General features: G+C 38.1%; 20 protein-coding genes and 1 pseudogene. 11 read left to right on the top strand and 10 right to left on the bottom strand.

Translation table 11 applies throughout. From position 1 onward, the window contains the following. Nucleotides 1-105 precede the first annotated feature (105 nt). Nucleotides 106-897, top strand: a complete 792-nt coding sequence (locus JNUCC25_RS15830) for a sulfite exporter TauE/SafE family protein (protein ID WP_013057848.1) — start codon at nt 106-108, stop codon at nt 895-897. 29 nt (nt 898-926) lie between these two features. Here JNUCC25_RS15830 and JNUCC25_RS15825 read toward each other — a convergent pair whose 3' ends face one another. The 3 genes from JNUCC25_RS15825 to JNUCC25_RS15815 all read right to left on the bottom strand — a co-directional run bounded on the left by JNUCC25_RS15825 (nt 927) and on the right by JNUCC25_RS15815 (nt 3,262). Next, nucleotides 927-1,652, bottom strand: a complete 726-nt coding sequence (locus JNUCC25_RS15825; RefSeq protein WP_013057847.1) for a class D sortase — start codon at nt 1,650-1,652, stop codon at nt 927-929. A gap of 1 nt (nt 1,653) precedes the next feature. After that, complete coding sequence (locus JNUCC25_RS15820) at nt 1,654-2,787, bottom strand: processed acidic surface protein (RefSeq protein WP_013057846.1); 1,134 nt, start codon at nt 2,785-2,787, stop codon at nt 1,654-1,656. A 343-nt stretch (nt 2,788-3,130) separates the two neighbouring features. After that, on the bottom strand, nt 3,131-3,262 hold the full coding sequence (locus JNUCC25_RS15815; RefSeq protein WP_013057845.1) for a hypothetical protein: 132 nt from the start codon (nt 3,260-3,262) through the stop codon (nt 3,131-3,133). A 349-nt stretch (nt 3,263-3,611) separates the two neighbouring features. On the opposite strand from JNUCC25_RS15815, the gene JNUCC25_RS15810 reads away from it, so the two are divergent. From JNUCC25_RS15810 to JNUCC25_RS15785, 6 genes and pseudogenes are all read left to right on the top strand, one after another. Then, nucleotides 3,612-4,169: a thioredoxin family protein gene (locus JNUCC25_RS15810; protein ID WP_029322801.1), complete on the top strand. Its 558-nt coding sequence runs from the start codon at nt 3,612-3,614 to the stop codon at nt 4,167-4,169. Between the two features lie 382 nt (nt 4,170-4,551). Next, nucleotides 4,552-6,195 carry an APC family permease gene (locus tag JNUCC25_RS15805; RefSeq protein ID WP_029322799.1) on the top strand — a complete coding sequence of 548 codons (1,644 nt, stop codon included), beginning with the start codon at nt 4,552-4,554 and terminating at the stop codon, nt 6,193-6,195. A gap of 137 nt (nt 6,196-6,332) precedes the next feature. Beyond that, a pseudogene (locus JNUCC25_RS15800) lies at nt 6,333-6,514 on the top strand (hypothetical protein). Between the two features lie 115 nt (nt 6,515-6,629). Continuing rightward, a complete protein-coding gene (locus JNUCC25_RS15795; RefSeq protein WP_013057840.1) occupies nt 6,630-7,253 on the top strand; it encodes a LysE family translocator in 624 nt (207 codons plus the stop codon). A 152-nt stretch (nt 7,254-7,405) separates the two neighbouring features. Further along, nucleotides 7,406-7,528, top strand: a complete 123-nt coding sequence (locus JNUCC25_RS15790; RefSeq protein WP_255294387.1) for a hypothetical protein — start codon at nt 7,406-7,408, stop codon at nt 7,526-7,528. A gap of 237 nt (nt 7,529-7,765) precedes the next feature. Continuing rightward, on the top strand, nt 7,766-8,611 hold the full coding sequence (locus JNUCC25_RS15785) for an N-acetylmuramoyl-L-alanine amidase family protein (RefSeq protein WP_029322797.1): 846 nt from the start codon (nt 7,766-7,768) through the stop codon (nt 8,609-8,611). Between the two features lie 47 nt (nt 8,612-8,658). On the opposite strand, the gene JNUCC25_RS15780 is transcribed toward JNUCC25_RS15785, so the two are convergent. The 6 genes from JNUCC25_RS15780 to JNUCC25_RS15755 form a co-directional block, all read right to left on the bottom strand. Further along, nucleotides 8,659-8,976: a DUF3243 domain-containing protein gene (locus JNUCC25_RS15780; protein WP_013083905.1), complete on the bottom strand. Its 318-nt coding sequence runs from the start codon at nt 8,974-8,976 to the stop codon at nt 8,659-8,661. Between the two features lie 222 nt (nt 8,977-9,198). After that, nucleotides 9,199-9,705: a PCYCGC motif-containing (lipo)protein gene (locus JNUCC25_RS15775; RefSeq protein ID WP_029322794.1), complete on the bottom strand. Its 507-nt coding sequence runs from the start codon at nt 9,703-9,705 to the stop codon at nt 9,199-9,201. Between the two features lie 84 nt (nt 9,706-9,789). After that, nucleotides 9,790-10,410 (bottom strand): class I SAM-dependent methyltransferase, encoded by a 621-nt coding sequence (locus JNUCC25_RS15770; RefSeq protein WP_013057835.1) that lies wholly within the window; start codon nt 10,408-10,410, stop codon nt 9,790-9,792. Nucleotides 10,411-10,468: 58 nt separating this feature from the next. Next, on the bottom strand, nt 10,469-13,030 hold the full coding sequence (locus JNUCC25_RS15765) for a heavy metal translocating P-type ATPase (RefSeq protein ID WP_454222117.1): 2,562 nt from the start codon (nt 13,028-13,030) through the stop codon (nt 10,469-10,471). 31 nt (nt 13,031-13,061) lie between these two features. Then, nucleotides 13,062-13,421 (bottom strand): ArsR/SmtB family transcription factor, encoded by a 360-nt coding sequence (locus JNUCC25_RS15760; RefSeq protein ID WP_013057833.1) that lies wholly within the window; start codon nt 13,419-13,421, stop codon nt 13,062-13,064. Between the two features lie 284 nt (nt 13,422-13,705). Then, nucleotides 13,706-14,134, bottom strand: a complete 429-nt coding sequence (locus JNUCC25_RS15755; RefSeq protein ID WP_016764794.1) for a PAS domain-containing protein — start codon at nt 14,132-14,134, stop codon at nt 13,706-13,708. A 507-nt stretch (nt 14,135-14,641) separates the two neighbouring features. Here JNUCC25_RS15755 and JNUCC25_RS15750 point away from each other — a divergent pair. Next, complete coding sequence (locus JNUCC25_RS15750) at nt 14,642-14,794, top strand: hypothetical protein (protein ID WP_454222115.1); 153 nt, start codon at nt 14,642-14,644, stop codon at nt 14,792-14,794. A gap of 57 nt (nt 14,795-14,851) precedes the next feature. Here JNUCC25_RS15750 and JNUCC25_RS15745 read toward each other — a convergent pair whose 3' ends face one another. Next, a complete protein-coding gene (locus JNUCC25_RS15745; protein WP_231101752.1) occupies nt 14,852-15,316 on the bottom strand; it encodes a hypothetical protein in 465 nt (154 codons plus the stop codon). A 383-nt stretch (nt 15,317-15,699) separates the two neighbouring features. Here JNUCC25_RS15745 and JNUCC25_RS15740 point away from each other — a divergent pair, with 383 nt between their 5' ends. The 3 genes from JNUCC25_RS15740 to qoxA all read left to right on the top strand — a co-directional run bounded on the left by JNUCC25_RS15740 (nt 15,700) and on the right by qoxA (nt 18,453). Continuing rightward, complete coding sequence (locus tag JNUCC25_RS15740) at nt 15,700-16,047, top strand: rhodanese-like domain-containing protein (protein WP_013057829.1); 348 nt, start codon at nt 15,700-15,702, stop codon at nt 16,045-16,047. A 307-nt stretch (nt 16,048-16,354) separates the two neighbouring features. Continuing rightward, complete coding sequence (locus JNUCC25_RS15735; RefSeq protein WP_013057828.1) at nt 16,355-16,933, top strand: hypothetical protein; 579 nt, start codon at nt 16,355-16,357, stop codon at nt 16,931-16,933. 566 nt (nt 16,934-17,499) lie between these two features. Beyond that, nucleotides 17,500-18,453 (top strand): cytochrome aa3 quinol oxidase subunit II, encoded by a 954-nt coding sequence (gene qoxA, locus JNUCC25_RS15730; RefSeq protein WP_013057827.1) that lies wholly within the window; start codon nt 17,500-17,502, stop codon nt 18,451-18,453. Nucleotides 18,454-18,483: the final 30 nt, after the last annotated feature.

Raw genomic sequence — 18,483 nt, 5'->3', positions numbered from 1 at the left:
AAGAAGCATATACAGTGATACAATGGAAGAAAAGATAAGGCGTTGTATGTATACATACTTTATAACAAACATGATATTGGATTGATAAAAGCAGGTGGTAAAAACATGGATGTACAACTATTAATAACGGTATTTGCACTCGGGTTTTTCGGGTCATTTTTAGCAGGTATGCTTGGAATTGGAGGATCAGTTGTTTTGTACCCGCTGTTGCTATTTGTTCCGCCTCTTGTAGGAGTGGGAATGTTCAGCGCGCACGAAGTAGCTGGTATAGGAGCCGTACAGTCGCTGTTTGCGTCTGTTTCAGGAGCTCTTGCTTACAAAAAGGGCGGCTATTTGAATAAACCGTTAATTTTATATATGGGTATCAGCGTCTTAGTTGGCAGTCTCATTGGTTCAACGCTATCAAACTCGTTTTCAGAAGGAATGATCAATTTCATTTACGGCGTGATGGCAACAATTGCTGCAGGATTAATGTTTATGCCCAAAAAAAATAATCCAGCGGCCGATTCATTCGAAGTGACGTTTTCAAAACCTTTGGCAGCAGCTCTGGCGTTTTTAGTTGGAATTTGCGGGGGGATTGTCGGAGCAGGAGGCGCATTTTTACTTGTTCCTATTATGATTACCGTGTTAAAAATTCCTGTGCGCGTAACGATTGCAAGCTCATTAGCCGTGACGTTTATTTCGTCTATGGGAACAACATTCGGTAAAGTAATGACGCATCAAGTCCTTTTGCTTCCGGCGCTTATGATTATTGGAGCAAGCTTACTAGCAGCTCCAATCGGCGCTTTTGTCGGGCAAAAGACGAAGGTAGCGTCGCTGCAAGTTATCTTAGCGATCGTTATTACGGCGACTTCGCTGAAAATATGGTTTGATTTACTAATGAAATCTATTCATTAAAAAAAGCTGCCTTTTTAAGGACAGCTTTTTTATTTTGTTGTTGATGACACAAGGTGAGCGACTAAAATATAGCGTTCAGGTGCTGAACCAACGTAGTTAAATGGATAACAGGTGCTGACGGTTAAAGTGGCTCTAGGCTTTGGCACAATAACAGTCCGGTCATCCGCATCAACGATTCGTACTTTGTTCACTTTGTATGTGAAGGTGCCTGCTGCCGTGTTCACCACGAGCGAATCGCCTTCACCCACGTCGCCAAGCTTACGAAAAACCGTATCGCGATGTCCTGATAGAACAGAATTGTCGTTTTGACCAGGCAACACGCTTCCTGCAAAATGACCCACGCCTTTTTCTAATTCATCTTCGTTCGTACCGTGATAAATCGGCAGCTTAGCGTTTAATTTAGGAATATATAATTCTCCCATTAAATCACCGATTTTTGGCTGTTTCGGGTAAGACACATTTGACACTTTCGGCTTTTTTTCCGAGCTAGCAGTACGAGAGTGTACCGCTTTTTTAGCTTCAACAGAAGAAGCTTCAGCAGAAGAGTCTGCTGTTGAAGAGTCCTTGCTTTTAGAAACTGAAGCTGCGGCTGGTTCTTCTGTATCCATTGTTTTAAATGCCAAATAGCCTCTTGCAAATTTATAGGCGTTTGTTGTTGTAAACCAAAGACCAAAGCAAATGACGGCGGCTAAAAGGGAAAGAACAATCAACCGCTTTTTGCGATTGATTGTTCTTCTTGTTTTTCTTGGTTCCATTTTATGCGCGTCTCACTTTGCGGAAAAGAACAAAGCCAGCTGCTACAAGCACTAATCCAATTAATGTATTTGTTACATAATTAGAAGCCGTTTCGGGAAGTTTTCCACCTTTAACGGTTTTTTGTACAGCGCCATTCGTTTGTTTCTTCACCGGTTCTTGTTTCTTTTCTACTGCTGGTTTTTGCGCTTGAGCTGGTTTTGCTACAGCTTCAGCAGATTTTTCTACTTCTTTTCCTGTGTCTGTGATGATATCAGAATTAAACATATCGCCTGTAATCACCATGTCTGCTAAAAATTTACCGTCTGTTGTATAAAGAGAAATTTTTAGACTTGCATTTTTTAATTCTTCTAAATTGATTAAATCAGTAAGAGAAAGCGGTCTTTCATTTCCGCCTTGTACAAGTGCAAACTTAGCGTCTAAATGGAAGATTGATAGCATTTCTTTATAAATAGACATTAATTCAGCGATTTGATCAGCAGATAATTCTGTTGCTGTATCAAAATCTTCGAATGCCGCTAAGCGCTCGCCTAATTGATCTAAGCGGTTAAGCGTTGCTTCATTTGAAAGCTCATCTTCTAACGATGTAAAATGTGCTTCAATTCGATTTAACTCTTCTGAAGTTAAGCCTAATTCAGACTGCATAAACGATAGTAAGCCGCTTAAATCTTCTTCGCTTAATTCATCATCGTAAGAAGCGTCTTCTTCGTCATATGACTCATCATCTTCATACCAGTCGTCGCCCTCTAGATAGAAGCCAACATCCTCATATAAATCATCTAGGTACACATAATCGTCTAAGCTTTGGCCATTCTCTTTTAATAACGCATTTAAGCTTGTTTTGTCTAAGTCAAAATCTGCATACACATCTTGCACGTTATGTAAGTCAGCTGCAATTGGTTCACCTAAAAAGTCTTCTAAATCTGCGATTGTATCGAAGTTTTCAAGACTTTCATCGTACAGTGAAAGCGAATATTCAACGTCGTCTTTGGTTACTTCAAAGCCTCGCGTTTGGCTTACCGATTTTAAATACTTGTTGAAATCTGCGTCAAATGTTGACGCTGCTGCGAATGAAGACGTTGGAAATACGCCTACAAACAGCAGAAATGATAATAGTATTGCCCCCAGTTTTTTCATCAATTTTCTCCTTTTTTTTACGTTTTCTACAAGATTATATAGGAAGAGTTATAAATTTACAATATATACTTATATTATATATAGCTTGAATATAGTGGTAATTTAAGGGATTTATAGAACTATAGATTTTGAGAATCCCGTATGAAAGGGAGAGGAAAGCCTCAGATAGAAAAAGGAGGAAATAAAGAAAAAGGTTTATAATTTTTTTGACAGAGGCAGAAATATAAAAAAGTACCAAAAAAGAACAGCACTTAGAAGCTGTTCTTTTTGAAATGATATGTAAGCCTTAGCATAGATAGTTGAAATTCGATACCGTTCCGCTTTAGAAAAAGATGGTTACGAGTTATGATTTTAGTAAGGATAGTGAAGAAAAGTGAGAGCGCGGTTTTGTCAGCTCTATTTTGATTCCTTTTAGCCTTAAACGTTCTACAAACTGTTTGCGTTTTTTTCGCTTTTCATGCGGGGATTGATTCATATTTGCCTCATCCTCCATATTTAGTCAAGTAGCTAACATATCATTATCATAATCAAAAGATGACGGTTACACAATAAACATTCTCAAATATTCACAAAGATTTAAAATTTGTTACATTGATAGTGTACATGTACCCCATTCTCTTTTTTTATAACATCTCAATGTGCTGTTTTTAAATTGAAGTGTTGTAAATCCTGTCGCAGGCTAAAAAACGGGATTAAAAAAACGCGCTGACTTTTATATTTTGATTCGCTGTGCTTAAAAGCTATACTAGTAGTGCGTATAGAAAAGAGTAAACCGAATTTTTATATCTCATCTATTCGTATACAAAAAAGAAAGAGGGATTTTGATGAAAACAGAACAGCAGTATTTTGAAGAAGGAAAATCAATTCAAACATATATGAACGACATGAGTACATTAAAAGAGGAAAGTTTAGCTGTTTATGAACAATTTCAGCTTCCTAAAGATGGACTCGCTGACAAATTAAAGGCTCACAAGCTTCACTTCTTAGCGATTACTGAAGATTGGTGCGGAGATGCGATGATGATTAACCCAATCATTCGTAAAGTAGCTGAAGCTGCCGGCATCGATGTGCGCGTTGCACTGCGAGATGCGGACACCGAATTAATTGACCGCCACTTAACAAACGGAGGGCGTGCCATTCCGATTATTTTAATTTTTAATAATGAGGGGAATTTACTAGGAAAATGGGGTCCTCGCGCTCCTGAAGTTCAGCAAATCGTCGATGAGCTTCGTGCCGAGCTTCCTTCAAAAGAAGACCCTTCGTTTGAAGAAAAACAAAAAGAAGTCTTTTCTTCGTTACGAAGAAGATATAAAGAAGAACCGGCTCTTTGGTCGTATGTTTATAACAGCTTTAAAGAAACGGTATTAGCTGTTGTGAAATAACTTAAAAAAGCAAGATAAAATGAAGCGCTCATTTTATCTTGCTTTTTTTCTGGTTATTGCAACAAGATCGTTTGTATATCACTTTAATGGAAAGGCAGCTCTTATGAATGTTAGTGTTCAAATCGCGCACTTTTAATTGAGAAAACGTACAAAATTCTAAAAATAAAAATATTTTTTATTCAAAACGCGTACTTTTCAACTTGATGATGATATAATAACAAATAATAAATGAAGAAAGGGGACGCGTGAATGAATGGAAAAGCTTTTGGTCAGTATTTTTAAGCAGCATTTTTAGAGTTCAACATGAATTTTATTTTTTAAATTTAATGAAAGCGCTTAATAACTAACTTCTCAGAAAATATAGAAGAAAGGTGTTAGATACATGAATAACTTACATAGAAAAATGGGAACGTTTTCTCTCATGATGGTCGGTCTTGGATCTATTATTGGATCAGGATGGCTGTTTGGGGCATGGAGAGCTGCTCAAATTGCAGGACCGGCAGCAATTGCTTCTTGGATTATTGGAATGATTGTTATTTTATTTATAGCTCTTTCTTACAGTGAACTAGGGTCTATGTTTCCAGAAGCAGGAGGTATGGTTAAGTATACGCAATACTCGCACGGCTCATTTCTTGGCTTTATTGCGGCTTGGGCAAACTGGATTGCAATCGTATCGGTTATTCCTGTTGAAGCGGTTGCTTCTGTTCAATATATGAGTTCATGGCCATGGGAGTGGGCGAAATGGACAGGCAGTTTAGTAGAAAATGGGATTCTTACTGGAAAAGGCTTGGCTATTGCTACAGGACTATTAATCATTTATTTTCTTTTAAATTATTGGACCGTAGGCTTATTTTCGAAAGCTAATTCGCTTATTACCGTTTTTAAGATTGTAATTCCAGGGCTTACAATTGGTGCTCTTTTATTCGCAGGGTTTCACGGAGGAAACTTCTCCTCTGCAGGAGGCGTTGCTCCAAATGGATGGGCAAGCGTTTTGACAGCTGTTGCTACGTCTGGGATTGTGTTTGCTTTTAACGGTTTTCAAAGCCCTATTAATATGGCGGGAGAAGCGAAAAACCCGGGACGCTCTATTCCTATTGCGGTAGTAGGATCCATTTTAATTGCGACCGTGATCTATGTATTGCTTCAAATTGCGTTTATTGGAGCGGTAAATCCTTCAGAAATCGTAAAAGGATGGAGTCATCTTAACTTTAATTCGCCGTTTGCCGATCTAGCGATTGCCTTAAATATTAACTGGCTTGTTATTGTTTTATATGCCGATGCTTTTGTATCGCCATCAGGAACAGGTATTACGTATACAGCTACCACGTCACGCATGATTTATGGTATGGAAAAAAATAAATATTTGCCGAATATACTGGGACGAGTTCATCCGCTTTACGGAGTTCCGCGTCAAGCCATGTTCTTTAATTTATTTGTCTCATTCATCTTTTTATTTTTATTTAGAGGCTGGGGAATATTAGCCGAAATTATTTCTGTAGCTACATTAATTTCATATCTTACCGGTCCTATTACCGCTATGACGTTAAGAAAAACGGGGACCGATCTTTATAGACCTTTACGTATAAAAGGGTTAAACGTAATAGCGCCTCTTGGATTTATTTTTGCTTCACTTACTCTTTACTGGGCAAGATGGCCGTTAACTGGACAGGTATTATTTATTATTTTAATTGGTTTGCCAATTTATTTTTATTACCAAGCAAAATCAAAATGGAAAGGCTTTGGTCAAAACTTCCGAGCTGGCGTTTGGATGATTGTCTACTTATTATGTATGATGACAATCTCTTGGATAGGAAGTGAAAAGTTCGGGGGACTCAATATTATTAAATACGGCTGGGATATGGGTCTGATTGCAATTGTTGCACTTTTCTTTTATGCTTGGGCACTTAAAAGCGGATACAAAACCGAGTATTTAAAAGAAGCAATCAATGTTAATAATGAAATGAAGGCAGCGGAAGCACAGACTGCCTCAGCTAAAGAACAGATCATAGAAAAACAAATTAAATAAGTAGTAAAAATGAGGCTGGGACAAAAGTATTTCAGTTGAAGTCAAATGCGAACTATTAATTATTTTTTGATTGGTAGTTCGTGTTTTTTTGTTGTTATGTTGAATATAGATTTTATGTGTATAGTTGGTTCTAGCAGTTGATTGGAGGACAAGGCGAAGACTCCTGCGGGAAAAGCGGAAGGGATGAGACCCCGCAGGAGCGCAAGAGACGAGGAGGCTCATCGGCCGCCCGCGGAAAAAGCGAAGCCTTGCACGGAAATCAACTGCGGTGTCACAAGCAGTCCAGCTCATGTATCCAATTTGTTTGTCTTTAGATTAGATTGATTTAGTTATGTTCCAGCCTCTTCTTTTGTGGATAAATTTTATTTTTTTGAATACTAGATAGTAAAAAATGCTATAATGGTGGGCAAAATCATGCAGGGGGAGAACGACTTATGGATATCGTATCAATCACTTCTTTTTTAGGCGTAGCCGCTTTGCTTACGGTTATGCCTGGACCTGATAACTTATTTGTTTTAGCACAAAGCATATCAAACGGTAGATATGCAGGAATCTCGACTTCATTAGGGCTTTGTACGGGCTTGCTTGGTCATATAGCTGCAGCAACATTGGGTCTATCGGCCGTTATCTATCAATCGGCTTTAGCGTTTGCTATTGTAAAATACGCTGGAGCAGCTTATTTATTATATCTGGCTTATAAGACGTTTACAGCAAAAGATTCCGCTCTCGCTGTTGAAAACAAAGAAGCCGTTGAGTACAAGGTGCTATATAAAAAAGGAGTGATTATGAATCTGCTAAATCCAAAAGTTTCGCTTTTTTTTCTTGCTCTTTTACCTCAGTTTGTTAATCATTCAACCGGACACGCCACACAGCAAATGCTTGTTTACGGCGCTGTGTTTTTAGTTCAAGCGCTGATTATTTTTACGTTAATTAGTCTATTTGCAGGGAAAGTAGGAGAGTTTTTGCGAAAATCTCCGGCGCTGTCTAAGCGGCTTAATCTTGTGCAAGGCTCTATCTTTACGCTTATTGGCTTAAAAATTGCTTTCAGTGAGAAATAGCAAAAGATACGACGGTAAACCTGCTTTTTATCTCTATTAAAAGGCGTGGACATAGGTTATTTAAAGGGAGATCCGAACGATAAATCCAATTCGTTCGGATTTTTTATGTCTATAGTAAAAGTAGGTTTCATGTATGTAGTTGCTTCTAGCTGGTGATTGGAGGGCAAGGCGAAGACTTCTGCGGGAAAAGCGGAATAGGTGAGACCCCGCAGAAGTGCAAGCGACGAGGAGGCTCACCGCCCGCGGAAAGCGAAGTCTTGCACGTAAATCAATAGCGGTGTAACAAGCAGTCCAGCTCATGTATCCCATTTGTTCATCTTTATTTTGTGCTTTAAAACAGCAGAGAATACCTAGCAAAATCCTGCTTTTTTGAGTGAATATTCTCGAATGTTTTAAGGGGACGAACCCTTCTTGTCCAATCACATATATATATAGAATGAGAGATAAAACATCAGGCAAAGCCGGTGTTAATCACAAGTTCTTTCATATTATGATTGAAAGGAAAGGTTCACATGAAAAAAGTATGGCTAGATGCAGGACACGGCGGTACAGATTCAGGCGCTTTAGGAAATAATTTGCGTGAAAAAGATATTACGCTGCAGCTTGTACTACACGCGCGGGCGTATTTAGAACATAACTATTCCGTAGATGTTCAAGTAACCCGTTCAACCGATGTGTTTGTTTCATTATCAGATCGAGCGAACCGGGCTAATGCATGGGGAGCGGATATTTTTGTTTCTATGCACATCAATGCTGGCAGCGGTACTGGATTTGAAACGTATCGGTATCCGTCACAAGAGGGAAGTCAATCTTCTCTTTTACAAAAAGAGCTGCACACAGAGATTTTAACAATCATGCGGAAATTTGGGACGATTGCAGATCGCGGTTTAAAAACGGCTAATTACGCTGTACTGCGTGAAACAAATATGCCAGCTGTTTTAACAGAAAACTTGTTTATCGATACGACAGCCGACGCTGAAAAATTAAAAAACGCTACGTTTCTTCGGAAAGTGGGAGAAGCGCACGCGCGTGGAATTGCTAAGTATTTAAACTTACCTTCTAATCAAATTACATTCTATACCATTCAATCTGGAGATACATTTTATAGCATTGCAAAGAAGTATAATATCACCGTTCAGCAGCTGCAGGATGCAAATCCTGGCGTAGATCCTACAAAACTGCAAATTGGTCAGCAAATTGTTCTTCCTGTCACTACGTATACCGTACAAGCAGGAGATACGTTTTATAGCATCGCGAAAAAATACAGCATGACCGTTCAGCAGCTGCAGGATGCAAACCCCGGCGTAGATCCTACAAACTTACAAATTGGTCAGCAAATTATCATTCCCGCTGTTTAATATCTGTAAATAAAAAAGATGACACGGCAGCGTGTCATCTTTTTTATTTATTGAACTAATCTTACAAGCATATGGGCAAGGTGATGCTGCTGTTCTTTGTCTCCAACCTTCCACAGTTCGTGAAGCAGGTTTTCCTCTCGATTGCGCGGCTCTTCATGCTTAGCAAGGTAATCAGCTACTTTCTGAGCTGTTTTAGCCAGCTGTTCCTCATTCATCCCTAACTTTTCGCCTTTTGAGACCTTGTCCCCTAGATAACTTTTAAATCCTTCGAAGCTAGAGAGAATATCCTCTTTTTTCTCCTCGCTCATAGAATTAATTGCTCCTTCAACTTTTGCTGAATGATTTGTTTCTACAGAATTACTCATAGTTTTTTTCTCCTCTCATGGTTATATTTGGGTGTTAGAAAGCATATTCCCTGAGGATTCAGTAAATAAACGTCCAAATGTGTTATTTTTACATTATGACATTTTACAAGGACTTAAAAAGGTGAGGTCAACCGAGAGTTTATCAACCAATAATAAAATGACAAAAAGACTTTGAATAAAGAAATCAAAGTCTTTTACTAATTTTTATTTTATACTGAAGCATCATACCTCGGGCGTAGGAGTAGGCGTAGCATAGCCTTCCTTATATTTATCATCGATTTCTTGGCGAATGTCTTCGATGCTTTTGCCTTTGCTGTAGTCTACTACAGCTTGAGCCGCTATTTCTAAACAGACGCCGCATTTTGTTCCGTGATCATCCCACGTCACTGCGCCGTTTCCTTTGTTTTCGAAGATAAAACAGTCGTAGTTGTTTTGATGATTAGCTTCTTCTCCACATCCGCAGTAGCAAGGAATGTTTTCTAGTAAGGTTTGATGCTTAGCAGCGGCTGCATAAATAAGCTGCATGTCTTCGGGCTTGTCATTCAGAAAAGAGGGAAGAGTTTCACTATTTTTTGTTTCTTCTCGTTTATCACCTAATGTGTGCTGCTGATGTTCTTCATGTTGTGTTGCTTCTGTACGTTTGCTGCCTGAACTTTCTTTACTTTCGTTTCCGGAGCCGGAGACCATGCTTGCTGCAAGGACAACTGTTATGACCTTTGATTTCATCATCAAAATGTTCATCCTTTCTTCAATTAAAGATAGAAAATGATATGTACATCCATCATGTGAAAAAGACATTATTCGTCTTTGAAGTCATTCATCAACTTTCTGCAAAATAATTTTCCGATACATACCTTTCAACATGACGCTTGAATTTTCCTTTAAGATAAGCTGATCCCGGCTTGCTTCAAACACATGTTCAAAAGAGAGCCCAATATCCGTTCCTAGTAATTTTACGAAAGGGCGGAATATTTTTTTAGCAAAAGCCGCTGATTTCTTTTTAGTTTCAAATTTATCAAAAATCAGGATAGTTCCCTTAGGCTTTACTACTCTTGTCATTTCTTTTAAAGCTTGCTCCGCATCAGGTACTACGCTAAGAATTAAGCTTGCTACAACTACATCAAACGAAAAAGAGTCGAATGTTAGCTGCTGAGCGTCCATTTGGTGGAAGGTTATAGATGGATTTTTGTATTTATCTTTTGCTTTTTGAAGCATTTCACTGGAATAGTCGATGGCTGTTACATTTACTTCATGAGGAATAAAAGCTAAATCTGCACCCGTTCCAACACCTACAAATAAAATGCGCTGTTCAGATGAAAAGTGGACGTCTTGAAAGACTTTTTTTCTGGCTTGATAAAACATCCCATTATTAAAAAACGCATCATAAAAAGGGGCCCAACACTTATAAATAAATTGATTCCAGCGGTTATTCACGTAAACCCTCCTAGAAAATAAGCTTTCCAACGCCTGCTGGAAAGCTTATGGATTATATTTATTTTTTCATTTTGAGTAAGCGAAGACTGTTTAAAATAACAAGTAGCGCTGCTCCTGTATCGCTTAAAACGGCAATCCACAGAGTAAGCCACCCTGGGAAGATAAAGGCTAAGGCAATGACTTTAACAATAATAGAAAACCAAATGTTTTGTTTGATGACAGCTAACGCTTTGCGGCTTAGCTTCATCGTATGAGGAAGCTTTTCTAAATTGTCTGCCATGAGAACAATATCAGCTGTTTCCATGGCCGTATCAGTACCAGCACCGCCCATTGCAATGCCAAGATCAGCAGTTGCGAGGGCAGGGGCGTCATTAATTCCATCTCCAACCATAGCCGTTTGATACCCTTCATGTTGAAGCTGCTGTATGGCTTTTACTTTGTCTTCAGGCAGCAAATCGGCGAAATAGCGGTCTACCCGCGACTCAGAGGCAATCATTTTAGCTGTTCCCTCGTTATCACCGGTTAACATCACAATTTGCTGCATTCCGTTTTGTTTGAGGCTTTCTAAAGCAGATACGGTTGTATGTCTGATGGTATCAGCTACGCTAATAATACCTAGAACACTTTTAGCTGTTCCGACAATAATAATCGTTTTACCTTCGTTTTGAAGCTTTTCAATATGAGACCAGCAGTGGGATAGAGGTGTTCCTAAATCTGAGAATAATTTTGCATTACCTGCGTAATAAACCGTTTCTTGAATTGTTGCCTGAACGCCTTTTCCTGTAAGGATTTTAAAATTTGATCCTTGTAAAGAATCGACTTTTTTCTCCGCTGCATAATCCACGATAGCACGGGCAATGGGATGATTCGAATAGTCTTCAAGCGTTTTTGTTATCGCTAAAAGCTGATTTTCTTCAGCAGCAAGGGAAACAACCTCTGAAACGGCTGGTTTACCTTCTGTTAGCGTTCCTGTTTTATCAAAAGCAATCGCATTGATTGCACCAGCTTTTTCTAAAAACGTCCCGCCTTTAATGAGCACGCCATTTTTCGCCGCGTTTCCAATCGCAGATACAATGGCGACGGGAGTAGAAATGACTAGCGCGCATGGGCAAGCCACAACTAATAATTCAAGCCCCTTGTAAAACCACTCACTCCATGCACCATCAAACAGGGGAGGGATGACCATAATGAATAAAGCTAAAATAAAGACGATAGGCGTGTAAATGGTTGCAAATTTATCAACAAATGCTTGAGTAGGCGCTTTTTTCTCCTGTGCTTCTTCCACTAAATGAATAATTTTAGAAATAGTCGTATCTTCGACTAGCTTTGTTACCTTAATTTCTAACGATCCGCTTTCGTTAATGGTGCCTGCATAAACAGCATCACCGATTACTTTATCAACTGGAATAGATTCACCTGTAATAGGAGCTTGGTTGATACTGGATTCGCCGTTTATAATTTCACCATCTAGCGGAATTCGGTCTCCTGGCTTTACGACAATCGTAGTGCCGATTGAAATATCTTCCGCTGCTTTTTTAATCAGCTGGCCGTTTTCTTTCACCCATGCTTCAGAAGGAGCTAAATCCATCAAACCTCGTATGGAGTTTCTTGTTTGTTCAATCGACCTTGTTTGTAGAGCAACACCTAAAGCAAATAGCCAAACGACCGTAGCACCTTCAAGCCACTCACCAATAACAGCTGCTCCAAGTGCTGCAACGGTCATTAAAACATTCATGTCTAAAGAACGGCTTTTAATTCCGTAATAAGCACTTTTAGCCGGTTTATATCCGCTAACAATCATGGCAATAGCGTAGAGTACAGTTGTCATATAAGAAGCAATTCCTGTATGAGAACCGATAAAACCTAATGCGATGAGAATACCCGAAAAAACAATCGGTCCATTTTGGCCTTTATGGTGCCGCGACTCAGCAGACTGCCTGCTGCTGGTTACTAAAGTAGCGGTATACCCAGCTTTAGATACTTCTTTAATAATGTCATCCGCTTCGTTATCGTGCTCAATTTGTGCTTTTCCCGTTGAAAAGTTAACGCGTACATCTTTGACAGCAGGAACTGTTTTTAAATGATTCACAATTGTATTCGCACAAGCCACGCAGTCCATTCCTTCAATCAAATACGTTTTCATTTTTTTATTTGATTGGATAGTCTCAATGTTAAACCCTAGTTTTTCTACTGAGCTTGGAATGAGTAACAGAGCTGACTCACTTGCCGCCGCTACCTGGAGCTTCCCTGTATTATAGTTGAGGGTTACGTGTTGAATATCGTTTAATGTTTTTAAACTTTTTTCAATCGTCGCGGCGCAGGAAGGACAATCCATTCCATATACGCGGTATTCAGCCGTTTCTTCTATGTCACTGTCGCCTGATACTATATCGTGATCACTGCAACAAGAATGCTGGCCTTTGTCGGTCGTTAACGCAATCGTATCTGAACAGCAGCTGTGACTGTGTTCATGACTCTTTGTGCCGCAGGAAGAAGGCTCTTCAGTAGATGCGGCTTCTGAAGAAGAGGAGCAGCAGGTCTTGCTTTCAATTTCTGGTGAAGAAGATCCGCTGCAGCAGCTTCCGGTATGCTGATGATTTTTTTTATCTTCGTGTTTCATTGTGTCCCACTCCCTATACGGTAAGAAAAACTTAAATGGTTACGTCTTCTTTTTTAGCAAACATGATATCAATTACTTGTTTAATATGTGCATCCCTTAAAGAATAAAAAGCTAACTTTCCTTCTTTGCGATAATTGGCAATTCCTATATTACGCAGCAGTCTTAAGTGATGAGAAGCAGTCGCAACTGTAGAGCCTACAATATTGGCTACGTCACATACACATAATTCCTCGCCTTTATACAGAGCCAAGACGATTTTAAGCCTCGTTTCATCTCCTAACGCTTTGAACAGGGCAGAAACACCTTGAACAGCTTCGGCATCGATAGCAGGCTTAATACGATTTACTTTTTCTTCATTAAAACAATAAATATCACAGCGGTCTTTTGGCATGATTTCCTCCTTCATTCAAACATTCAAATGATTGTTTGTTTATAATATATGTCAATTTTAAAAAATGTTCAAACATTTATTGATTATTCGGAATTTTTTTCTGAGCAAAACATAAATATAGAAAGTATGCCTATTAGTGTATGTACTCTGTACTAAATGGTGCGGGCGAAAAGAGAATGACTTTACATGCAGGCCAAAACAAAAAGCCACCCCTGTAGGTAGCCTTTTAATGATTTTAAAAATGATAGAAATAATGGAATATAGCTTAGACTTTGTTTACTTAATTAGCGTTTTAATCGGTTAAATAATAAATCTGCTGAATTATTTAACACCTTGTCCGACTCTTTTAATCGTTTGTCCGAGTTTTCTAAATAGGATTGAGCAGATAATACAACATCTAACGGATCCTTGACATTCTTCTTTTCGGTACATACTAAATGCCCTACACCATTTTTCCAATGAATCGTGCATTTAAAATTCACAAATGTATCATCGGTCGTTCTCAAACGCAAATGCCTGATGATGGGGTTAGATGAGGAGTGCTGTGACAGCATCCACATTGCCTGTTTCCGGTCGTCTTTATGAATAATGCTCCACAGACTGGAGACTGAAGAAAAATAAGAATGTGCTTGACTAGAAAAATGAAGGATTTCACCTTCTTGATTTAATTGAAAGTAAGGAACGGGGATCCATTTAAGTATGTTACTTTCCATCATGCACCTCTCCCAACTTAAGTAATCCCTTTTACCATATCACAATTACCTAATATTTGTATGATTTTTATTATTTTCCCCATGCTTTTCCCCGTTTTAAGCTGTAAAAGCTAAAGAATTATTCAGTTTAAAACACTTGAAAAAAGAACATACGTTCGATAAACTAAAAATTAAAGGAGCGAATTCTATGCGACAGCTACTTCAAGAAAGCTACTCTTCAAAACGACCTGTTGAAATTATTTATATGGACGATAAAGGATGTTTGACACAGCGATTTATTATTGTGTATAAAATTTATCCTCAGAGCGTAAAAGCTTGGTGCTTACTAAGGAACGAGAAACGAACATTTAAAATAGAGAATATCCTTTCATGCGGATTCAGCAATAAAAGGAAAAGCAGTTTTAGGCAGAAAGCTCACTCAATTTAAGAGGGGCTTTTTCATATCATTTCCTCTTATGGCGTGTGAGTTATTTTCATACACTATATCCACCAGAAAGGGGAATGAACATGACATTAAACCAAGGAAATAAAACTAAACACATCGCTAAAGAAAGAACGGAAAAAGATGATATGACAATGCAGGGTGAGAAAAAACAGCATGAAGCACAAAGTACCTCTTTGTCTCATAATAATTGTCGGGCAAACCTTGATGGAGATTAATCTAAAAAAGGAAAGCTTTCGTTTCCGAAGCTTTCCTTTTTTGTGTGTATCGCATTTTTAAGTTAACTCATATTTTTCTGAGCCAATTACAATATAGTCTCTCGCTTGATAGATGAATTTTACGGATTTCTCACAAACTTCGTACGAATAATTTTCTAAAACATTGTTTTTTTGATTAATATATTGCATAAAAACGCTTTGAAAATAACCGTTCTCCACAAAAAGTTCCCCGGCTTTGCACAGCTTCTCATGTGCTTCTTCCAGCCATTTTGCAATTTGACTGTCGTTGTTAGCAAATGTAAGGATGTGTGCATAGTGACCTGATAAATCCGTCATATCCTCTTTATCCCGGTCAAAATAAAACACTTTTTCTTTTTTTGACTGCAGCCTTTGTTTATGCAAAGTGATATTTTTTAACAGTTCTTTTTCAACGTCTTCTTCGGGACTTATATAGATGGGGCAGGTGCCTGCTACCTCACCTTGATCTGTAAATAATACAACATAGTACAAATCAAACATCATATCTCTCCCTTCACGTGTTCATACTATCCTATCTCGCATCCTTCACTTTTAGAATCATTTTTCTGACGTTTGTGCAACATTGGTTCTAATGTATTACTCATAAGCGAACCTCAGTTTTAACGGGAAAGAAAAGGGGAAATGAAAATAAAAATTCTGCGTTTCTTCATTATAATAAGAAAAAACGATCTGTTTACTAGTATTTAAATCTTTTGAAAAATCAAAATAAATAATGATTGATTTCGTCACTTTATTGTGGTTTCATAATAAAGTGTAAAAAGACCATTTTTCTTTCAGAGAGAAATGAGATAGAGTGCTTCTGTGTTGATTCTTTCTTTTGAATATAGTATACATACAGGGGTATAGAAATTAATTGGGAGGAAAACATGGCGATACTATATATGAGCATAGGTATTTTACTTTTATTAATTTGTTACAGTTTTTATAAACGCTATGTGCCGGTGCAGGGAATAAAGAAAGTGACGACCGTCGACTGTGCTTCTACAACAATTTCGTATGTAGATGTTCGTCATTTTCATGAAATGAAACAAAACCCCTGTCAAAAAGCAATCCATATTCCGCTTCCTTATTTAGAGAGACAGCATGCAGAAATTCCATATAAAGAAGTGGTCGTAATTGTTCCTGACAGCATTTCCCGAAATTTAAGCATTCGGCAGCTCAAAAAGCATGGGTATCAGGTCAAGGGATACATGTGTGCGGAAAGATGTGTGTAATAAAAAGAACAGCAAATGACCCTTTATAGGGTTTCCTTTTGGAAAGCTGTGATATATAAGCTGAAAGATACCTGTGTCAAAACGGGTATCTTTTTTTGTTATGAAGACGAGAAGGGGGCAGGGATCGGTTTCTTTTGGTTCAACAGCTACTGAGTCTTTTAGCGTATTTTTATGACAAAAGGTTTGAAAAATCCCTTTTGTGGTAAAAAAAAACGTAGTTCTCCTAGTGCATAGACAGAGGTTTAATAGGAAGTTATAATTTAGGCAATTACATAAAAGGGGAGTAAGCTAAGGAAGGTGAATAGATGTGCGAAAGATAAAGCGGTTGCTATTTCTGTTCATTTGTATAGCGGTTGTAATTGTTGCGTATGAGATGATTCGATATCCGATTGAAAACAATGCTGCAAGTGTGCAGCAGCATTTGCGAAATTGGGAGCATAAAGAAAGTATTGATGGTTCTGCAAGGATTACGCTGCAAGATTTTAAACGGGTTGATCACTCTAATACATACATAGCCTTATTCTCCATACCTGGTGATAAAGAAGGAATGGCCGTATTGAAGCAAGGATGGAACAAACGCCTGCGTATTGAAGTCAGTACCAAAATGAGCAATTTAGTGGATTATGATGATATCCATACAAATAAAGGGACATATGCGCTGTTTACAGGAACAAATAGAAGTAAACAAATTGAGCGAGTAAAGGCGGCTTTGGTGCACGATACATATACAATTGATGCCGCGGTCCCAAAAAGTGATTATTTTGTGCTGTATGAAAAGATACCGAGTCATATTAAACATCCGTTTCCAGCAACGACAACGCTGCTAGATAAAGCAGGGGATGATATCACGGTTAAAGAATTTATGGATCAAGAGCTGCGTGAATAACACGCAGCTCTTTTCTATAATAAAAAGCTTTTTAAAAAAATTCACGTTTTGTTCATATTTTCGAAAGAAAGAATTTTAAGCAAAAAAATCAAATATTTGCTACAAAGTAAAGGGGAATTAACGGGCAAAATAAGTTTCATACAAGGCGTCACATTTTCTTTGAAAATTTGTCACAAAATATTCAATTATGTCGATGTGTATTGATATATCAATGTTGAAGCAAACGTACAAAGCTAATTTTGCAGTTATTCCTAAAGAAATAGTTAAGAAATGGGAGCTAGATCCTTTTATTTACATTTATTCATACCAAATTATGTGATAGAATATCGCAAGGTTGAAGCACTCTAACCCCATTGGTACAGTCACTATATTAGAATATTTTTAATATAAAAAAATAAAGCAAAAGGGACGAAAAAAATGTCATTTTGTATTACAATAGTAGTGGCCTACAAATAAGGGGGAAGAGAGTCTGTATAAAAATGTCGTTATCTAGCGAAAGATAGCGCATTTTGAATGTTCATCAATATAGGCTTCGCATCATGTGTTGTTAGAAAGGAGAGTTTTAAGTGAAACCAAAAAAAGGATTTTGGAAGCTAGTAGGTTTACTATCTGCGCTTTCACTAGTATTTTTGAGCGGTTGTTCAAAGCTTGCTGTATTGAACCCGCAAGGTCCTGTTGCAAAAACGCAATCTGATTTAATCATTTGGTCTATGTGGATGATGTTGATCGTGGTTGTTGTCGTATTTGCTATTTTTATATTTGTTCTTGTCAAATATCGTGAAAAACCTGAAAACATGGACTATGAGCCACCTGAGCAAGAAGGTAACTTAAAGATGGAGGTTATTTGGACAGCATTCCCAATCATCATCTTAATTCTATTAGCAGTGCCAACTGTTAAAGCGATCTATTCTGCAGAAGAAGTACCGGCAGAATCAAAGGATAAAGATCCAATCGTGATTCACGTTACATCTGCAAACTGGAAATGGATTTTCAGTTATCCGGAACAAAATATCGAGACGGTTAACTACGTAAACATTCCAGCGGATACGCCAGTGAAATTTGAGTTAACAGCTCAAGGGCCTATGAACTCATTCTGGGTACCAGAACTTGGCGGACAAAAATATTCGATGAACAACATGTCAATGCCATTATACTTAGAAGCTGATAAGCCTGGTTCTTATATGGGACGTAGTGCTAACTTCTCTGGTGAACATTTCACTCAAATGCAGTTCGAAGTTCAGGCTCAAACGGACAAAGACTTCAAAGAGTGGGTTAGCGACGTAAAAGGCACAGCTGGTAAACTGACTGAAAAGAAATATGATCAAATCCTAAGCCCAGGCGTTGTTGGTCGTCAAACTTACAACGGTACACATTTAAAATGGATTGACCATGCAAAAGATGTATACATTCCTGGCAAAGAGCTAGAACGTGGTACAGGACATGATCACAGCAAGATGAAAGAAGACGAAAAAACGAGTAATGAAGAAATGGAAAACATGGATCACTCAAATCATGAATAACATTCATTTATTACACTAAATAACGTAATG

The organism is Priestia sp. JNUCC 25 (assembly GCF_053667915.1).
This window is presented reverse-complemented; position numbering and strand designations above follow the sequence as displayed.